Origin of the sequence: Mesorhizobium sp. B3-1-7 (assembly GCF_006439385.1) — a bacterium.
Classification (GTDB): Bacteria; Pseudomonadota; Alphaproteobacteria; order Rhizobiales; family Rhizobiaceae; genus Mesorhizobium.
In genome coordinates this window covers 48,653-63,860 of sequence record NZ_VFTL01000036.1, presented here as the reverse complement: position 1 = coordinate 63,860, position 15,208 = coordinate 48,653, and the positions used below count along the sequence as shown (strand labels likewise).

Here is a 15,208-nt window from a genome sequence, read left to right as displayed (position 1 = left end):
TTTCGGCAGGAACCTCGCGACGGCGTTGCCGTTAGCTTTCCGTGTCCAACAGGAGGTCCGGCAATGGATTGGAACCGCGTCGAAGGCAATTGGAAGCAGATGAAGGGCAAGGTCAAGGAACAGTGGGGCAAGCTCACCGACGACGACCTCGACCGCATTGCGGGAAAGCGCGACCAGCTCGAAGGCAAGATCCAGGAACGCTACGGCCTGGAGAAGGATCGCGTGCGCCGCGACATCGACGACTGGTATAACATGCAGCGCTGGTAGCAGCCGGCTTCCCGAAAACGAAGGCGTTGCCTCGCGGCAGCGCCTTTTCCTTTGGCTGGTCAGGCGAGCTCGATACGGTCGCGTAGCTCCGTCTCGATTCCTCGCTCGAGCGGCGCGGGCGGTTCTACCGTCCGGCCACGGCGGAGTCCCGCCAGCGCCGCGGCGTCGCGGCGGAATTTTTCGCGCGACACCGTGCGGCCCTGTTCCAGCCAGCCCGCGGCGTGCAGGATGAAATGGGCGCCCGAGGACAGCGCGGCCGAAAGCATCCTGCCCCCTTCCGCGCCGGATTGCGCATCGTCGACCTTGGCCGAGGTGACGGCGCCGTCGCCCCGCGCCGGCACGCCGAGCCGCCTGCCCAGTTCCGCGGCGTAGAACTGGACGAGCTGCGAAGCCGGGTCGCCGAAGTTGGGCTGCATCCGGCGCATGTCGAACGGATAGGCGAGGAAGCCCATCACCACCGGCGCGCCCGGGCGCCAGAGCTGTGCCAACGCTAGCCCGGCCAGCACCTCGGCGTAGCCCTGGATCAGCGCGCCGGCCACGGTGACGGGCGCCGTCGCGCCCATCATCATATAGGACGAGACCATGCTCGCCTCGCCCTTCAGCGCGATCGCCCGCAGGCACTTCAACGGATTCGGCCAATAGGTGAGCGGCGGCGTGGCCTTGATGAGGTGGACAAGATTGCATTCGCCGGGGAGCGCCGGCCGGCCGATCGCGGCTGCGGTCAGGTCGATCACCGCCTCGGCGGCCGCCGGCGAAGCGATGCTGCCCATGAATGGCTTGTCGGAATGGGTGAGATGCGCAAGCAGCATCTCCAGCGGCCGCCGGTTCTCGGCGATGGCCTCGCTGCCCGCTACAAGGTGCTTGCCGATGGCGGCCGGCAATTCACCTCGCTGCAGGTTCCTGGCGATTTCGTCGACCTCTATGCCTTCCTGTTGAAGACCATGGACCACGGCGTCATCGCGCTCTCGCCCTGCCGCGTCATCCTGGCAGATCATTCGAAGCTGCGCAGCATCACCGAGCGGGCGCCGCACCTCACGCGGCTGTTGTGGCTCGACACGCTGATCGACGGCGCCATCCACCGCGAGTGGATCGTCGCCATGGGGCGGCGCTCGAAAGTCTCGCATCTAGCGCATCTGTTCTGCGAGCTGTTCGTCAGGCTGCAGGTGGTCAAGCGCACCAACGGCATGAGCTTCCATCTGCCCGTTTCGCAAGCGGAGCTCTCCGATGTGCTTGGCCTGTCGGTGGTGCATATGAACCGCGTCATCAGCGCGCTGCGCAACAGCGGCGTGATCGGCTGGGCGGCCCATACGGTGACGATCCTCGATTGGCAGAAGCTGCAGCAGATCGCCGAGTTCGACCCGACCTATCTCTCGATGACGAGAGAGCCGCGTTAGCCGGAACTCACGGGTCAAATCCTCACGGTCTTCTTCGTCAATCGGTGAAAACTGCGAACAATCTGCCCGGACCGCCGTGCGCCAGGCAGGCGATGGGAATGATACTCGATTGCCTTGCTTGTTTTTCGTCCGCTAGCTGGAACTATTTCGCGTCAAGAACGCTATCTCGATGCGGATTTTCTAAATTAGGCAGGGAGACGCGTACCATGAAAACCAAAGTGATCTTGATGAGTGCGTTCGCGATTTCGGTCATGACATGCTCGGCATTTGCCGGCGCGAACACCGGAACGTCCGCGCTGGACGATCCCCAGAAAATGTCGCCCTTCTTCACCGATGCCGGCATGAAAACCATGAGGCCGGGCGATGAGTTCAAGAAAGCCTGGATGGCGCTTACCGAAGAGGATCGCGCGTCCATGAAGAAAGACTGCGCAGACGAGACGATCGCGAAGTCCCACGATGAATTCTGCAAGGCGACCAGGGACCTCGCCGGCAATAACTGAGCGTCTCAGAAGAGCGCTGGACGCCCGCACCGGAGCGAGCGTCCAGCACTTGCTGTACTTAAAGAGCGGCCCTATGCCTGCAGCGATGTTGCGACCTACTCGTTGCAATTCGTGACGAATTAGCCGCCCCTCATATCAAATGTACTTTCAACGCCTCGCGTTGCCGCTCAAACTCGCATTGCTGCGGGGACCCGGCGCAATGAGGGCCTATCGCGTCGAGCAATTGGACGGCAAGACCGTCCTTGCAAGCCACGCCGTCGAGGCGATGGCGCCGTTCGTGGCTGCCCGACGGGCGCTCGGGGTCGAGGTCACGCTGCGCGGCGACGCCGCGAAATGGATCCGGGTCGTCGAGCTGACGCGGCTTCGCCCCGGTGTGTTCGGGTTCAAGGTCGTGGGCCGCAGAAGCTAGATGGCGCCGACGCAAATGCGGGCTGGCCAAACAAATGTTGATGATGACCGTGTGGCCGCGATGCCAAGGTGGCGGTCCCGGTGGAACCGACGTCATGTCCGCCGGTTACATCATGCCTTCATTAGCCGGTGCTCATTTTATGCGGAACAGCCTCACCCAGCCTCTTGCGCAACCCGTCGCTCCGACGGCCGCTTCTTTCCCGCTTGAGCGAAGCTGGAAAGGCCGGCAATGACCGAGGTCGGTTCCCAGGTCGAGGGAGAACAAAGCAACACGCCGGCAAAGGGCCCGTTCCAGCGGTTCCTCCGCACGATCGGGCCAGGCTTCATTACCGGCGCGTCCGACGACGATCCGTCCGGTATCGGAACTTACAGCCAGGCCGGCGCCCAGCTCGGCTTCAACATCGGCTGGGTCATGTTGTTCACCTTCCCGCTGATGGCCGCGATCCAGGAGATCGCCGCCCGTATCGGGCGCACCACGGGCGAAGGTATTTCCGGCAATCTCAGCCGGCACTATCCGGCCTCGCTGCTTTACGCGGTCGTCATGCTGCTGTTCCTTGCCAACGTCATCAATATCGGCGCCGATCTCAGCGCCATGGCAGATGCATTGAAGCTGCTCGTCGGCGGGCCGAGCCCGCTCTATGTGATCGTTTTCGCGATCGTCTGTATCGGCGCGATCATCTTCCTCGACTACACCCGCTATGTGAAAGTCCTCAAATGGACCACCTTGAGTCTGTTCGCCTATGTTGCCGCGATGTTCGCCGCGAATGTGCCTTGGGCGGACGCGGCCAAAGGGCTGTTCATCCCGCACATCGAATGGAGCGGCGCCTTCTTCACCACGCTGCTGGCAATCCTCGGCACGACGATCTCGCCTTATCTGTTCTTCTGGCAAGCCTCGCAGGAGGTTGAAGAGGAAGAGCTCAAGCCAACCGCCAAGCCGCTGCGGTGGGCGCCGTGGCAGGCGCCCAGAGCCTTCCGGCGGATACGCGCCGATACGCTGGTCGGAATGGCCTTTTCGAATCTGATCGCCATCGCGATTATCTTCACTACGGCCGCCACCCTCCACAAGGCAGAGGTGACGGACATTGCTTCGTCCACCGACGCGGCAAAGGCGCTGGAGCCGGCGGCCGGAAAATTCGCCTTCATTATTTTCTCGATGGGAATTATCGGCACCGGGCTTCTGGCTGTGCCGGTGCTGGCTGGGTCAGCGGCTTTCGCCGTCGGCGAAGCGCTGCGCTGGCCGGTCGGGCTGCAGCGCAAGCCGAAGGAAGCCGTGGCGTTCTACGCGACGCTCGCCGCTGCCACAGCTCTTGGCACCGGGATCATGTTCACACCGATAGACCCGATCAAGGCGCTTTACTGGAGCGCTATCATCAATGGCATATGCGCCGTTCCCGTGATGATCGTCATGATGCTGATGGCCGGCCGCAAGGACGTGATGGGGGAGCTCCCTTTGCAAGGCTGGCTGCGGGCGCTTGGCTGGCTATCGACGTTGACAATGGCAGCCTCGTCGGTGGGGCTCGTGGCGCAGTGGTTCCTATAGGCGGGCTGCGAACCGCCTTACCGCCGGCCCGTTTCCATACCAGAGCCAAGTCAATAACAAATGATGTTTTGGGCGGGGCCCCGCATGAATTTCTTTCTGGAACAAGTTCAGTCAGGCCGTGTTGTTGATGATCCAACCTCACCAGGAGATGCAGATATGGCGACGACGAAGGCGGCCTCGAACAAGGGCCTGAACGAACTTTTCCACGACACGCTGAAGGACATCTATTTCGCCGAGAAGAAGATTCTCGCCACGCTGCCGAAGATGGCCAAGGCGGCACAGGATGACGCGCTGAAGGCCGCGTTCGAAAAACATCGCGACCAGACCGAAGAACATGTCGCGCGTCTCGAGGAAGTCTTCGAGGTGATCGACAAGAAGCCGGCCGGCAAGACGTGTGCCGCCATTATGGGCATCACCGAGGAAGGCGCCGAGATCATGGACGAGTACAAGGGATCTCCGTCGCTCGACGCAGGTCTGCTGGCCGCTGCTCAAGCCGTCGAGCACTATGAGATTTCGCGCTACGGCACGCTGAGGACCTGGGCGCAGGAGCTCGGCCTGACCGAAGCCGTCACCCTGCTCGACAAGACGCTGAACGAAGAAAAGGAAACGGACGCGGCGCTCACCCAACTCGCCGAATCCGCGGTCAATGTCGCGGCTGAAGCCGCGTAGCGACGATCCGCGCACGGGCGCAGCTTTCCCTTGGTCCAGCTTTCGGGGTCAGTTCAGATTGCCGGGGCTCGCTGCTGCTTGTTGGACCCACGTTCAATCGAATGGCGATCGCCCTTGCCCACGACACCCAACGATCACGCCGAGTTGCAGGACCCGATAAAGCCGTTGCGGGTAACAGAATTGGCGCGCCGGTTCTTGTAGCGACCCGGGAAGCTCTTGACGCTCAAAATCCTCAAACCCATATCGCCGCTGGGCTTGGCCGCTGTCGGTCCCAAGCCTTCGCCTAAACTCAATTGTTCGTTCGATTGGAGGACGTTATGAACGATCGGATATTCGACAGCCCTGTTTTCGTGAAGACCGAAAACAGCCTCATCCAGGAAATCGCGTGCCTGGAAGATGCCCTGGAATTTCTCTACGCGTGGCCCAGAAACAGGCGCGGAACCATATTTGAAACGGCCCTTCGTGCCTGCCAGCGGGCATTCGACAGCGGCTATCCGCTGACTGCCGCCAGAGATGCCTTTCGCGGTTTCGCAAAGTCGGTCAAAATTCTTGAGGACGTGAGCGTCCCCTTGCCATGGATGACCGGCAAAGGCGGCCGCGGCGGCGGACTGACTGCTTGAAAGTATCGCGGTTATATGGGAGTTCGCGATGCTTTCCAAACCTTTCGAGAAACCCCTTCGCGTTTGGGTCGGACTGGGCTTTCCCCGGCAACTGAACACCGTCGTCGATGCCTATCAGTTCGCGATCGACTGGTGCGGCAATAGCCCGGAGCAGAAAGCGGCGATCCGCGCCTGTAAGGCGGCCTTGGTTGGCGACGTCGACGCGGAAACCGCGCGAGGCGTTTTCGCCGCGTTCGCGCGCAGGAAGGATATCCTGGTCGAGGACGGAGCAATCCCTCCCGCCATCGGAAAAGCCCAGCCGTCACATCACCAATGATGATCGGAGCGCCCACGACCATTGTCGGGGCGCCTCGCACCAAACCTGGATAAATGATGAGGAACCTTCGATGGCAGAACTCGCCATTAGAAAACCCGTTCATGAGGTAAACGCCGCCCGATACGACAGCGATTGCCAGGAAGCGTTGGCTGGCTCTCTCGATGGCCTGCTAGCACAGGCGGAAGCTGCGGGCTGGGACAGGAACCGTGCCGCGTCGGCAGTAATGTATCTTGCGGCAAAGCGCCTCAATGCACGTGCCGAAAGCTGGTAGGACCGCGAGCAACGAATATCGCGTATGCCAAACTAAAGCCACCTGATATGCGGTGCAGCATGTCATCCGGTCTCGTCCCTTGAACTGGATGACCTGTCTTCGAACGGCGCCCATCAATCGCGAATGGTGGGCGTTCAAACAGCTGACGAAGAAGGGACTCAAATCTTCGTCAAGTCGTCCCACAAGAATCCGCCTCGTCGGCGTGAGGCTGCAGGGCTCGCCCGGCCGGCTACCCGGCACGTCGGTTGTTGCCGGCCCAGCTTTCGAGTTCCGCCGATAGCTGGCCTGGGGTCAATGACGCCCCGCCTGAGCTACGAGCAAATTCGGTTGGGCTGAGGGGCGAGTCCGGAGTCCCAGCCCGCCGCCCTGTCGAGAACCAGCGGCAGGCCAACAAGCGTTTACACCCGACCGCCCTTAGATGCCTCCTAATGCAGCAGCTGTCGTGGTGGAACATCGGGTAAATGGAACCTCGATCAGGGTTGTCAGTTCCATTGCAAGGCGGGCCAGCATGACCAGATCGTCGCTTCATCTGCTCAAGGGTACAGGGTATTTGATTTCCACGCTGAGCGTGACGCTGCTGGCGATCGTCAGCTGGGACAGCGCATCGAAAAGTCCGTTGCTGATCGCTTGCCTGCTCGGCGGAGCCGCTACCTCGGTTATCGGCATGTTCTGCCGCTGGCTATCCTACGAAATCGAGAAACGTCAGGAAGAACGGCGGTAAGCGTCCGAGGTTGGTATCAGCCTTCGCGGCGCAGGACCCGTGTGACAAGCAGAGTGATCAAGCTGCTGAGGACAATCCATGCGACGATCTCGCCGCCGAATGCCGGTGACCGAGGGGCCTCCCTGCTGACTGTGCCAGCGCTGGCCGGCATCGCCGCCTCGGGTTTGGCTACTTGTTCGGCATGGCGCTGCGCAGCCCGGTCGTTTGCGTCCGCCATGACCGGCGCGAGGTCGCGCCGGCTGCCGCGGCGCACCGAATAGGCGCGCGTGATCTCGGCACCGAAGAGAAAAATCTGCGCCGAGTAGTAGACCCATACCAAAACGACCATCAGCGCGCCGGCGGCACCGTAGGAGGTGGCGATGGCGCTGGTGCCGATATACCAGCCGATCAGCGATTTGCCGATGGTGAAAAGCAGCGCGGTCACCACGGCGCCGATGCCGACATCGCGCCATTTGAGCGTGCGGTCCGGCAGGACCTTGTAGATCGCGGCGAAAAGCAGCGCGATCAGGACAAAAGAGACGATCGTGTTGACGCCGCTGACGATCACGCCACCGAACGGCAGGCGCCGGTTGATCAATTCGCCCAGCGCCGAGATCGCCGTGCTTGCCGCCAGCGATACCAGCAGCAGGAAGCCGAGCGCCGCGACGAGACCGAGGCTCGCCGCCCTCGCCCGCACAAGGCGCGACAGCGACACGCCATTGGGCTTCACCTTCCAGATTTCGTTGAGCGACTGCTGCATCTCGCCGAAGACGCCCGACGCGGTGACGAAAAGCGTCACCAGTCCGATGAGCGTGGCAAGCGTGCTCGACCAGCGCTGCGCGGCGCTCTCAACAGTGGCCTTCAGAAGGTCGGCGCTTTGCGGCCCCATCACGCCCGAAATCTCGGCCGACAGCGCGATCTGGGCCGCATCATTGCCGATGGCGACACCGGCGATCGCCACGACGATCAAAAGGATCGGCGCCAGCGACGTGGTGGCGTAGAAAGCGATCGCCGCGCCATGGCTCAGCGCATTGTCATCGATATAGCCGGTGACGCTTTCCTTCAGCAGTATCCAGCCTTCGTCGAGCCAGCGCGGCATCTTCCCCTCACTTCTGACGCGGATCCTCGAACCGGGCGCCGATAGTGGGAAAGTCGCCTGCCCGACGCTTCCCGACTGCTTCGGCCAGGGCCAAAGCGGCGTTGATCACTTCGGCCTGGATGTCCTTGTCGGCGTCGAGCTCGTCGTGGCTGTTCGCATAGGGCTTCCAGTAGCCGATATAACGGTCGAGCTCAGCCACCTCACCGATCGCGTCGAGCTTCATCGAACGCAGCCAGTCGGCGAGCGCGTGCCGTACATTGGCGGCGCCTTCGGTGTCGCCATGGACCACGACCGAAAACAGCCGGCCCGCGAGATGGCGCGGATAGTCCCAGCCGGCCAGCTCCACCTTTTTGGCAAGCTCTGCACCCTTGCCCTGCGTCAGCGTCGGGTCAGGATTGCCCCCATCGGCGCAGACCAGCCGGTCCATCATCAACTTCAGCGGCGATGACGTCTGGTACCAGTTGACGGGCGTGACAATCATCACGCCATGCGCTTCGACCCACAGCGGATAGATGTCGTTCATCCAGTCCTGCACCTGGCCGAGAGAGTGGTTCGGATAGCACGAGCACGGCCAGTGGCAGAGGGGCGCCGCTGTCGAGAAGCATGCCTTGCAGGGGTAGATCTTGCGGCCGTATTCCGAAGCGAGCCGCGCCAAATCGAGCACCTCGACCGAAAAGCCCTGCTTGTCGGCAATGGCGCGTCGCGCCAACTCGACCAGGCGAAAGCTCTTCGACATCTCGCCCGGACAGGTATGCTCGCTGCGCGACGAGCCGTTGATGATCAGGATGCGCGAGGGCGCGGCCTTATCCTCGTGCCGGCGCTGCGCGGCCTCGACCGCATCATGCGCGGCGATCCATTCGACCGAAAGGTCGTAGCCGGGGTCGTGGAAGCCCTGCCCCGCCTTCCGGGTCACCGGACTCTTGCGTTCGTCGCTATAGGCCCGCCAGGCGATCTGGGCCAGCCGGCCGATGGCGTCAGCTTCCGCCTCGAAGGCCGGGTCGTAGAACAATTTCCTGTAGCGCTGTTTGAATTCCGCCTCGCCGAGGCGCGGGCTTGGCATGCCCTTGCGCGGTTCCATGGCGGCTTTGTCGGATTGTGTCTGTTCTGCCATTTGCTGCCCAAGCCAATACGGAGCGGGCCGGGTGGGATAAGAGCTCGACTGCCTTTTCGTTGGCCAGGGCGTGAAGCCGGAGAAACCAAGCCGTATTCTCTTTGCCACCGGGTCCGGCTGACGCGGCCCGCTGAACACAACCCGGTGCCGGCGCGATGGTTCCGGCCACCTATCGATGAGTGGCCGCGTACGACCAATGCTCAAGCCTAGGCAAAGCAATGGCGTTCAACTAGCCTCAGGCCGGGATCAGAGGCGCGGGGGCCATGCGATGAAGGTCAATGTCGTCTACGCGCATCCGGCGCAGGACAGCTACCTGGCGTCGCTGCACCGGCGCGTCGTGGAGATCCTGAAGGCCAGGGGCGACGAGGTCGTCGACTTCGATCTCTATGCCATGAAATTCGACCCCGTCATGCGGGTCGATGAGTTGAAGGGGCACGCCGGTCCGTCGCCCGCGCCGGCGGATCTGCAGGTCTACATCGACGCACTGCAATGGGCGGAAGCGTGCGTGTTCTGCTTCCCGACCTGGTGGTCGGGCATGCCCGCTGTTCTCAAGGGATATTTCGACCGCGTGTGGCGGCCGGGCGTTGCCTTCGAACTATCGACGGATGGCGGCACGATCAAACCGGCGCTTCTGAACATCCGCCGGATGGGCGTGGTCACCACCTTCGGCTCGCCATGGTGGTACACCAGGCTCTATATGCAGGACCCGGGCAGAAAGGTGCTTTTGCGCGGCTTGAAATCCATGTGCGGACGCACGGAGAAACACCTCTATCTGGCTAAATATTCGGTGGAGAACATTACCCGCGAGGAGCGGGCAAAATTCGCCCGCAATGTGGAGCGGCAGTTCGAACGATTTTGAGCGGGTCCGTCTCCGGAATTTGCAATGAGGGACAATGGATATATATTTAGCTGACTAAGCGATTCATGGCGCGGTGAGCCGATGGCCAAGAAGAAAGACAGGCAAGCTCCTTCCGAGATTGCGGCGGCCTCCCCGGCCGAGATTAGTGAAGCGGCTTATTTTGCCCGCAAATGCGGCCTCACCCGCGACGAGGCATTACAGATAATGCGCGAAGCCCAAGGCTCGCCGGCCGTCAAGCCGGCGGCGGACGAGAAGCGCAAGCACTGACCTTGGATGCCGGTTTCATTGACCCGTCTGCGGCGGAACTTCGCCCGGCTTGATCACCGGCATGTCGCTGCCTGTCGGCGGGGGCGGCGTCGCGTTCTTGTCGCCGGTCGGGGGCGGCTTCAGCACGCCGCCGCAATTGCCGAGCTGTTCCGACAGTTCATCCGTATCGGCCTGCTGCTTCTGTTTTTGCTGCTGGTCGTTGGCATCGGGCTTGGCCTGGCAGTTCTGCGCCTGCTCGTCCTTCGGTTGCGCGGCGGTCTGGGCCGCCGCCGGCAGGGCCGGGATCAGGGTCAGAGCCGCAATGAGAAGCGCTTTTTTCATGAGATCCTCCTCATGGGTCAGTAACCCCCGATGATCGGCAGGATTTCGCCGGTGATGTAGCTCGAACATTGCGGCGAGGCCAGGAACACATACGCCGGCGCGATTTCCTCCGGCTGAGCGGGCCGCTTCATCGGCGTCTTGGCGCCGAATTGCGAAACGTCTTCCGGTTCCTTCTCGGACGGATTGAGCGGCGTCCAGACCGGACCCGGCGCCACCGCGTTGACGCGGATGCCTTTGCCGATAAGGTTGCCGGAAAGCGCGCGGGTGAAGGCGTGGATGCCGCCCTTGGTCATCGAATAGTCGACCAGTTCCTTCGACCCTTCGATGCCGGTGACCGACCCGGTGTTGACGATCGCCGAACCCGATTTCATGTGCGGCACGGCTTCCTGCGCCATGTGGAAATAGCCGTAGAGATTGGTCTTCAGCGTGGTGTCGAAATGCGCTTCGGTGAGATCGGCGAAATCGGTCGAGTGGACCTGGAAAGCCGCGTTGTTGACCAGCACGTCCAGCCTGCCGAAGGCCTTGACCGTCTCATCCACCGCCTTGCGGCAGAAGGCACGTTTGGCGACGTCGCCGCGCAAAGTGATGCAACGCCTGCCCTCCGCCTCGACCGCTTGCTTCGTCGCTTTGGCGTCACGGTCCTCGCTGAGATAGACGATGGCGACATCGGCGCCCTCGCGTGCGAACAACACGGCCACGGCGCGGCCGATGCCGGAATCGCCGCCGGTAACCAGCGCGACCTTGTCCTTGAGCTTGCCCGACCCTTGCCAGAACGGCGCGTCATAGAGCGGCGCCGGCTCGATCGCCCATTCCTCGCCGGGCTTGGGGTGATGCTGCCTTGGGAAAGGCGGCGTGGGATATCTTCGGGCGCCGGCCTGCATGGCGCCCGGGGCTTTCGGCTTCGGCTTGCTGCGGTCCGTGGCATCGACCTTGCGCTGGACGCCGCGCTGCCTGCGCGCGGTCTTGGCCGTATCTGTCTTCTTGCCGGCGGATGATTTTTTGGCCGTGTCGGTTTTCGTTCGGCTGGTGGTCGGCATGGTGGTCTCCTTTTCAGAGGACAACGCATGCCAAGGGAAAAGGTTGGCCCCGGTTCGCCGAGACGCCTGGGCATACATCAAAGTTAAATGCGGCCACCCGGCCGTGGTGCTAACGCTTGGTCATTGGGGGGACTCTTCAGGAGGAGTCCCATGGACGTTCGAACTCTCATCGGCAGCCTCTCGGCCGCAATGCTGCGCCGGCGTGCCGCAGCGCCGCCAATCCCGGTCAGGGTGATCCGCGCCTCGCTGGCGGATGTGCCGCTCAGGCCGCGCCCGCGTCCGCCGCACCGGCCGGCGCCGCCGGCCCGGCCCGCGAGCAATATGTAGGCTCAGATTTGTAGCCTCGAACTGGCCGGCCGGATGCAACCGACTGGCGGAGTCATCGTTTATCGCCATCCGAAATTTTTACGGTGAAACATGAAATCCTTGTCTATGAACAGCCCGCTTTTTATTCTCGCCGCTGTCATGATCACGGCCGCTCCCTTCGCCGGCCTTGCCTGGCGGACGCGCGAATGGCTCGGGTGGTGAATGACCGATGAGCCGTTTCCTGCCCCTCACCATACGCTTCGTCAATGGCGGCACGATGGTGGTCACCACCGTCGCGGAGGCCAAGAAGGCGCTCGGAGGCACATGGAAGAACAAGGAGGCGCCAGCCTATCTCGAAGCGGCCCGGCTGGTGGACGACGCGATCGCAGGCACCTGCCGTCCGGCCATCGCCTTTGCCGCCTTCAAGAAGGTCGCCGCGCAGCAAGGCCTCCTGAGGCCCGCCCAGCCGAGTGCCGCGCTCACCATGCTGGACCAGTTGTGGTCGCGCTCCAAGACCCCGCCCAGTTAGATGCCTATCTCGGCTCGCGTGTCATGCTGAGATAGGTTGGATCGAATTCGGCGATCGTAACCAGCCGCTCCCAGTCGAGGATCGTGACCATATGGCTTGTCCAGTTGATCACGTTCATGCGGCGCAGGGTGCCGATGACCCGGTTCATATGGACGACGGAGAGGCCGAGCACGTCGGCGAGTTCGGCCTGCGAGAGCGGCAGATGGAAGCTCATCTCGCGGGTCTTTTTCACCACCTGCAACCTGACGAAGAGCTCGCATATCAGATGCGCGAGATGGGAGGTCTTGGAGCGCCGCCCCATGGCCACGATCCACTCGCGGTGAATGGCGCCATCGACCAGCGTGTCGAGCCACAACAGCCGGGTGAGGTGCGGCGCCTGCTCGGTGATCGTCTTCAGCTTGCCATGCTCGGCGGCAAGCACATGGCATGGCGAAAGCGCCATGATGCCGTGATCCATCGTCTTCAGCAGGAAAGCGTGCAGGTCGACGAAATCGCCCGCGACCTGCAGTGAGGTGAACTGCCGACCGCCATCCTCCAGCACCTTGTAACGGGCGGCGAGCCCGTCGATGATCAGCGTGCTGTAGGTCGGCCGCGTGCCTTCGGTGGCGATATCCTCGCCGGCGGCGACATATCGTTCGAGCGACATCGCGCCGACGAGCAGCGCCTTCTCTTCTTCCGACAGGGCGTCATGCTGGCCGAGGTTGAGGTAGAGCGATTCCAGCATTCGGGGTTCTCCATTCGCAACAGCTAACGCCGCAGGGCTGGACCGGTTGCGGGCGGCCGCGCAGCAAGGGCGGGCGCGCTGCGGATTTCCCCTCAGGATCAACCGCTTGGAACCATGATCGCGGCCAGGGATTGAACTTGCGAACCGCCTGGAGTGCTTCATCGATGGAACGCTATTATTTTGACCTCTATAACGCCGAGCATGGCCAGGTTGACGACCAGGGGCAGCTTTTTGCCAACCGCGAGCGCGCCCGCCTTGAGGCGTCGCGCATCCTGCAGGACATCGCCCGCGACGAGGCGCCCGGGACCGAACAGTTGAAGATCACCGTGAAGCTGCGCACCGAGAAGGCGCAGATCTTCGAGGCGTCGCTGACCCTGGACTCGACCTGGACCTGAGGCGTTCGGCCCTCAGCGCCGCATCCCGCAGGAGGCAAGCATGTTCGCCGATTTTGAGGCATTGGAAATCGACACTGGCGAGGCGCGCATCTTCGCCCGCCAAGCAGGCAGTGGGGCCGGCCTGCTTCTGCTGCACGGCTTTCCCGAGACGCATGTGATGTGGCGCGACGTGGCGCCGAGCCTGGCGCGGGATTTCACCGTCGTCTGTGCCGATCTGCGCGGCTATGGGCAGAGCTCCTGCCCGCCATCGGCCGCCGACCACGCGCCCTACGGCAAGCGCGCCATGGCCGCCGACATGGTCGTGCTTATGGAAGAACTCGGCTTCAAACGCTTCCTGGTCGCCGGCCATGATCGCGGCGGACGCGTCGCCTACCGGCTGACGCTCGATCATCCGGACCGCGTCGAGAAGCTCGCCGTGCTCGACATCATCCCTACCGCGGAGGCCTGGGACCGGGCGGATGCGAGACTCGCGCTAAGCTTTTGGCCGTGGTCGCTGCTGGCGCAGCCCGAGCCGCTGCCGGAGACGATACTGGCGGCGGCGGGCGAAGCAATCGTCGACAATGCGCTTTCCGGCTGGGGATCCGCAGCCGACGCGTTCCCGCCCGGCGTGCGGCAAGCTTATGTCGATGCCCTGCGCGATCCGGCGCATATCCACGCCATCTGCGAAGAGTATCGCGCGGCGGCTTCGCTCGACCGTGTGCACGACCATGCGGACCGGGAGGCCGGCCGGCGTATATCCTGCCCCGTGCTGGCGCTGTGGAGCGAGCATGGGGCGCTGGCCGAATGGTATCGGGACGAAGACGGACCGCTGGGCATATGGCGGAACTGGGCCGACGATGCCAGCGGCGGAGCGATGCCCGGCGGCCACTTCTTTCCGGAGGAGTCGCCGATCGAAACGGCGGCCACGCTCGACGCCTTCTTCTCTGGAAGATGACGCCTTCTTCTCCGGAAGATGAGAGGCTCTTTCCCGGAGATGGCGCCGGCCGGCCAAGCGGCCGGCCGGCCTGGCTCACATCAGCATCAGGTAGAGCAACGGCAGGGCCGCCAGGCCGATTGCCATTGCAATGAGCGCGGCATGGCCGAGGCGTTCCGCGCGCCTGGCAATGTCGGCGACCTCGTTCTCGTCGTTGATGACATCGAGGAACGAAAGATCGGCACGGGTGGTACGCTGGTTGTCGTTGGCAGGCAGGCTTTCGGCATCCTGCCGAGCGGGCTTTGCAGAGATATAGGTCAAAACGTCGTCTCGCTCCGAAGCCGACTGCGCGGCCTTCTTGTTTATGGATATTGGTGTCCGCCGGAATTGCGCGGGGGGCGACCGGCGGACACCATGATGGCCGGCGATGGAGGGGGCTTTTTCGTCGGCCGCTCACCAATTCGCAAAAAGAGATTTGGTTGCACAGGCCGGCCCAATGCGCGGGCCGGATCGGACTTCAGTCTGACCGAGTCACGAAATGTTTCGGCCGGAACATCGGTTGCCGGTGCCTGTTCTCCTTATTCAAGGATGTTGGACGCGTCCTTGAATTCACCCTCAAGAAAAATCCGAAACAACGGAGAATTCGACATGCCCAATCAAGGCGGAACCCACGAACAGCACGTCAAGGCCGGCCAGCAGAGCCACAAGAACCGCGAAGACCAGCATCGCGGCAGCGGGCAGCAGCAGGCCGAGGACCGCAACATGGGTCAGCGCAGCGCCGGCCAGCATCGAGGTGGCAGCGGCAACTTCGCCGAAGACCGCCAGCGCGCCTCCGAGGCCGGCCGCAAGGGCGGTCAGCGCTGAGTTTCAGAATGGCGTTCGCGTTTCGCGGACGCCATTTTCGTGTCCCGCGACTTCCAGCTGTTCCGCGACTTCCAGCCCGGGATGGAACCTCTTCCCCC

24 protein-coding genes are annotated in these 15,208 nt (G+C 62.9%); 17 read left to right on the top strand and 7 right to left on the bottom strand.

What is annotated here, in order from left to right:
• Positions 1-63 precede the first annotated feature (63 nt).
• Positions 64-267, top strand: a complete 204-nt coding sequence (locus tag FJ417_RS26095; protein WP_140640927.1) for a CsbD family protein — start codon at positions 64-66, stop codon at positions 265-267.
• Between the two features lie 59 nt (positions 268-326).
• Here FJ417_RS26095 and FJ417_RS26090 read toward each other — a convergent pair whose 3' ends face one another.
• Positions 327-1,076 (bottom strand): trimethylamine methyltransferase family protein, encoded by a 750-nt coding sequence (locus tag FJ417_RS26090; RefSeq protein WP_140785407.1) that lies wholly within the window; start codon positions 1,074-1,076, stop codon positions 327-329.
• Between FJ417_RS26090 and FJ417_RS26085 the strand changes: the two genes are divergently transcribed.
• The 9 genes from FJ417_RS26085 to FJ417_RS26045 all read left to right on the top strand — a co-directional run bounded on the left by FJ417_RS26085 (position 1,062) and on the right by FJ417_RS26045 (position 6,706).
• Positions 1,062-1,661: a Crp/Fnr family transcriptional regulator gene (locus FJ417_RS26085; RefSeq protein WP_246687546.1), complete on the top strand. Its 600-nt coding sequence runs from the start codon at positions 1,062-1,064 to the stop codon at positions 1,659-1,661. The genes FJ417_RS26090 and FJ417_RS26085 overlap by 15 nt on opposite strands.
• A 206-nt stretch (positions 1,662-1,867) precedes the next feature.
• Complete coding sequence (locus FJ417_RS26080) at positions 1,868-2,161, top strand: hypothetical protein (RefSeq protein WP_140640923.1); 294 nt, start codon at positions 1,868-1,870, stop codon at positions 2,159-2,161.
• Between the two features lie 199 nt (positions 2,162-2,360).
• Complete coding sequence (locus FJ417_RS26075; RefSeq protein ID WP_140785405.1) at positions 2,361-2,570, top strand: hypothetical protein; 210 nt, start codon at positions 2,361-2,363, stop codon at positions 2,568-2,570.
• A 228-nt stretch (positions 2,571-2,798) separates the two neighbouring features.
• Positions 2,799-4,109: an Nramp family divalent metal transporter gene (locus tag FJ417_RS26070; RefSeq protein WP_140785404.1), complete on the top strand. Its 1,311-nt coding sequence runs from the start codon at positions 2,799-2,801 to the stop codon at positions 4,107-4,109.
• 156 nt (positions 4,110-4,265) lie between these two features.
• Positions 4,266-4,778, top strand: coding sequence for a ferritin-like domain-containing protein (locus FJ417_RS26065; protein WP_140640919.1), 513 nt, complete (start codon positions 4,266-4,268; stop codon positions 4,776-4,778).
• Positions 4,779-5,095: 317 nt separating this feature from the next.
• Positions 5,096-5,398, top strand: coding sequence for a DUF982 domain-containing protein (locus FJ417_RS26060; RefSeq protein WP_140640917.1), 303 nt, complete (start codon positions 5,096-5,098; stop codon positions 5,396-5,398).
• Between the two features lie 28 nt (positions 5,399-5,426).
• Positions 5,427-5,714 (top strand): DUF982 domain-containing protein, encoded by a 288-nt coding sequence (locus FJ417_RS26055; protein WP_140785403.1) that lies wholly within the window; start codon positions 5,427-5,429, stop codon positions 5,712-5,714.
• Positions 5,715-5,784: 70 nt separating this feature from the next.
• Positions 5,785-5,985, top strand: a complete 201-nt coding sequence (locus tag FJ417_RS26050) for a hypothetical protein (RefSeq protein WP_140785402.1) — start codon at positions 5,785-5,787, stop codon at positions 5,983-5,985.
• Positions 5,986-6,493: 508 nt separating this feature from the next.
• Complete coding sequence (locus FJ417_RS26045; RefSeq protein ID WP_140640911.1) at positions 6,494-6,706, top strand: hypothetical protein; 213 nt, start codon at positions 6,494-6,496, stop codon at positions 6,704-6,706.
• Between the two features lie 16 nt (positions 6,707-6,722).
• Here the strand turns inward: FJ417_RS26045 and FJ417_RS26040 are convergent, their stop codons facing one another.
• Together FJ417_RS26040 and FJ417_RS26035 are read right to left on the bottom strand one after the other, a co-directional pair.
• Entirely contained in the window at positions 6,723-7,784 is a 1,062-nt protein-coding gene (locus FJ417_RS26040; protein ID WP_140640909.1) for a YihY/virulence factor BrkB family protein, read from the bottom strand.
• Between the two features lie 7 nt (positions 7,785-7,791).
• Positions 7,792-8,895: a flavodoxin family protein gene (locus FJ417_RS26035; RefSeq protein WP_140785401.1), complete on the bottom strand. Its 1,104-nt coding sequence runs from the start codon at positions 8,893-8,895 to the stop codon at positions 7,792-7,794.
• Positions 8,896-9,163: 268 nt separating this feature from the next.
• Between FJ417_RS26035 and FJ417_RS26030 the strand changes: the two genes are divergently transcribed.
• Together FJ417_RS26030 and FJ417_RS26025 are read left to right on the top strand one after the other, a co-directional pair.
• Positions 9,164-9,754 carry an NAD(P)H-dependent oxidoreductase gene (locus FJ417_RS26030; RefSeq protein WP_181183298.1) on the top strand — a complete coding sequence of 197 codons (591 nt, stop codon included), beginning with the start codon at positions 9,164-9,166 and terminating at the stop codon, positions 9,752-9,754.
• An 81-nt stretch (positions 9,755-9,835) separates the two neighbouring features.
• Positions 9,836-10,021 (top strand): hypothetical protein, encoded by a 186-nt coding sequence (locus tag FJ417_RS26025; RefSeq protein WP_140640903.1) that lies wholly within the window; start codon positions 9,836-9,838, stop codon positions 10,019-10,021.
• A 15-nt stretch (positions 10,022-10,036) separates the two neighbouring features.
• On the opposite strand, the gene FJ417_RS26020 is transcribed toward FJ417_RS26025, so the two are convergent.
• Together FJ417_RS26020 and FJ417_RS26015 are read right to left on the bottom strand one after the other, a co-directional pair.
• Positions 10,037-10,342: a hypothetical protein gene (locus FJ417_RS26020; RefSeq protein WP_140785399.1), complete on the bottom strand. Its 306-nt coding sequence runs from the start codon at positions 10,340-10,342 to the stop codon at positions 10,037-10,039.
• A 17-nt stretch (positions 10,343-10,359) separates the two neighbouring features.
• The gene (locus FJ417_RS26015; RefSeq protein WP_140785398.1) at positions 10,360-11,379 is read right to left on the bottom strand and encodes an SDR family oxidoreductase; all 1,020 of its coding nucleotides are present in this window, start codon (positions 11,377-11,379) and stop codon (positions 10,360-10,362) included.
• A gap of 150 nt (positions 11,380-11,529) precedes the next feature.
• On the opposite strand from FJ417_RS26015, the gene FJ417_RS33235 reads away from it, so the two are divergent.
• Together FJ417_RS33235 and FJ417_RS26010 are read left to right on the top strand one after the other, a co-directional pair.
• Positions 11,530-11,706 (top strand): hypothetical protein, encoded by a 177-nt coding sequence (locus tag FJ417_RS33235; RefSeq protein WP_181167016.1) that lies wholly within the window; start codon positions 11,530-11,532, stop codon positions 11,704-11,706.
• A 208-nt stretch (positions 11,707-11,914) separates the two neighbouring features.
• Positions 11,915-12,214, top strand: a complete 300-nt coding sequence (locus tag FJ417_RS26010; protein WP_140640897.1) for a DUF982 domain-containing protein — start codon at positions 11,915-11,917, stop codon at positions 12,212-12,214.
• 4 nt (positions 12,215-12,218) lie between these two features.
• Here FJ417_RS26010 and FJ417_RS26005 read toward each other — a convergent pair whose 3' ends face one another.
• Complete coding sequence (locus FJ417_RS26005) at positions 12,219-12,938, bottom strand: Crp/Fnr family transcriptional regulator (RefSeq protein ID WP_140640895.1); 720 nt, start codon at positions 12,936-12,938, stop codon at positions 12,219-12,221.
• Positions 12,939-13,102: 164 nt separating this feature from the next.
• Between FJ417_RS26005 and FJ417_RS26000 the strand changes: the two genes are divergently transcribed.
• Both FJ417_RS26000 and FJ417_RS25995 read left to right on the top strand, forming a co-directional pair.
• The gene (locus FJ417_RS26000; protein WP_140785397.1) at positions 13,103-13,333 is read left to right on the top strand and encodes a hypothetical protein; all 231 of its coding nucleotides are present in this window, start codon (positions 13,103-13,105) and stop codon (positions 13,331-13,333) included.
• A gap of 40 nt (positions 13,334-13,373) precedes the next feature.
• Complete coding sequence (locus FJ417_RS25995) at positions 13,374-14,267, top strand: alpha/beta hydrolase (RefSeq protein WP_140640892.1); 894 nt, start codon at positions 13,374-13,376, stop codon at positions 14,265-14,267.
• A gap of 75 nt (positions 14,268-14,342) precedes the next feature.
• Here FJ417_RS25995 and FJ417_RS25990 read toward each other — a convergent pair whose 3' ends face one another.
• Entirely contained in the window at positions 14,343-14,567 is a 225-nt protein-coding gene (locus FJ417_RS25990) for a hypothetical protein (protein WP_140640890.1), read from the bottom strand.
• Positions 14,568-14,894: 327 nt separating this feature from the next.
• On the opposite strand from FJ417_RS25990, the gene FJ417_RS33965 reads away from it, so the two are divergent.
• Positions 14,895-15,110 (top strand): KGG domain-containing protein, encoded by a 216-nt coding sequence (locus tag FJ417_RS33965; protein ID WP_095768385.1) that lies wholly within the window; start codon positions 14,895-14,897, stop codon positions 15,108-15,110.
• The last annotated feature ends 98 nt before the right edge of the window (positions 15,111-15,208 follow it).

Bases quoted from the DNA above. Each gene is read 5' to 3' on its own strand.
- FJ417_RS26095 (WP_140640927.1), top strand. From the start codon at position 64: ATGGATTGGAACCGCGTCGAAGGCAATTGGAAGCAGATGAAGGGCAAG.
- FJ417_RS26085 (WP_246687546.1), top strand. From the start codon at position 1,062: ATGCGCAAGCAGCATCTCCAGCGGCCGCCGGTTCTCGGCGATGGCCTC.
- FJ417_RS26090 (WP_140785407.1), bottom strand. From the start codon at position 1,076: ATGCTGCTTGCGCATCTCACCCATTCCGACAAGCCATTCATGGGCAGC.
- FJ417_RS26080 (WP_140640923.1), top strand. From the start codon at position 1,868: ATGAAAACCAAAGTGATCTTGATGAGTGCGTTCGCGATTTCGGTCATG.
- FJ417_RS26075 (WP_140785405.1), top strand. From the start codon at position 2,361: ATGAGGGCCTATCGCGTCGAGCAATTGGACGGCAAGACCGTCCTTGCA.
- FJ417_RS26070 (WP_140785404.1), top strand. From the start codon at position 2,799: ATGACCGAGGTCGGTTCCCAGGTCGAGGGAGAACAAAGCAACACGCCG.
- FJ417_RS26065 (WP_140640919.1), top strand. From the start codon at position 4,266: ATGGCGACGACGAAGGCGGCCTCGAACAAGGGCCTGAACGAACTTTTC.
- FJ417_RS26060 (WP_140640917.1), top strand. From the start codon at position 5,096: ATGAACGATCGGATATTCGACAGCCCTGTTTTCGTGAAGACCGAAAAC.
- FJ417_RS26055 (WP_140785403.1), top strand. From the start codon at position 5,427: ATGCTTTCCAAACCTTTCGAGAAACCCCTTCGCGTTTGGGTCGGACTG.
- FJ417_RS26050 (WP_140785402.1), top strand. From the start codon at position 5,785: ATGGCAGAACTCGCCATTAGAAAACCCGTTCATGAGGTAAACGCCGCC.
- FJ417_RS26045 (WP_140640911.1), top strand. From the start codon at position 6,494: ATGACCAGATCGTCGCTTCATCTGCTCAAGGGTACAGGGTATTTGATT.
- FJ417_RS26040 (WP_140640909.1), bottom strand. From the start codon at position 7,784: ATGCCGCGCTGGCTCGACGAAGGCTGGATACTGCTGAAGGAAAGCGTC.
- FJ417_RS26035 (WP_140785401.1), bottom strand. From the start codon at position 8,895: ATGGCAGAACAGACACAATCCGACAAAGCCGCCATGGAACCGCGCAAG.
- FJ417_RS26030 (WP_181183298.1), top strand. From the start codon at position 9,164: ATGAAGGTCAATGTCGTCTACGCGCATCCGGCGCAGGACAGCTACCTG.
- FJ417_RS26025 (WP_140640903.1), top strand. From the start codon at position 9,836: ATGGCCAAGAAGAAAGACAGGCAAGCTCCTTCCGAGATTGCGGCGGCC.
- FJ417_RS26020 (WP_140785399.1), bottom strand. From the start codon at position 10,342: ATGAAAAAAGCGCTTCTCATTGCGGCTCTGACCCTGATCCCGGCCCTG.
- FJ417_RS26015 (WP_140785398.1), bottom strand. From the start codon at position 11,379: ATGCCGACCACCAGCCGAACGAAAACCGACACGGCCAAAAAATCATCC.
- FJ417_RS33235 (WP_181167016.1), top strand. From the start codon at position 11,530: ATGGACGTTCGAACTCTCATCGGCAGCCTCTCGGCCGCAATGCTGCGC.
- FJ417_RS26010 (WP_140640897.1), top strand. From the start codon at position 11,915: ATGAGCCGTTTCCTGCCCCTCACCATACGCTTCGTCAATGGCGGCACG.
- FJ417_RS26005 (WP_140640895.1), bottom strand. From the start codon at position 12,938: ATGCTGGAATCGCTCTACCTCAACCTCGGCCAGCATGACGCCCTGTCG.
- FJ417_RS26000 (WP_140785397.1), top strand. From the start codon at position 13,103: ATGGAACGCTATTATTTTGACCTCTATAACGCCGAGCATGGCCAGGTT.
- FJ417_RS25995 (WP_140640892.1), top strand. From the start codon at position 13,374: ATGTTCGCCGATTTTGAGGCATTGGAAATCGACACTGGCGAGGCGCGC.
- FJ417_RS33965 (WP_095768385.1), top strand. From the start codon at position 14,895: ATGCCCAATCAAGGCGGAACCCACGAACAGCACGTCAAGGCCGGCCAG.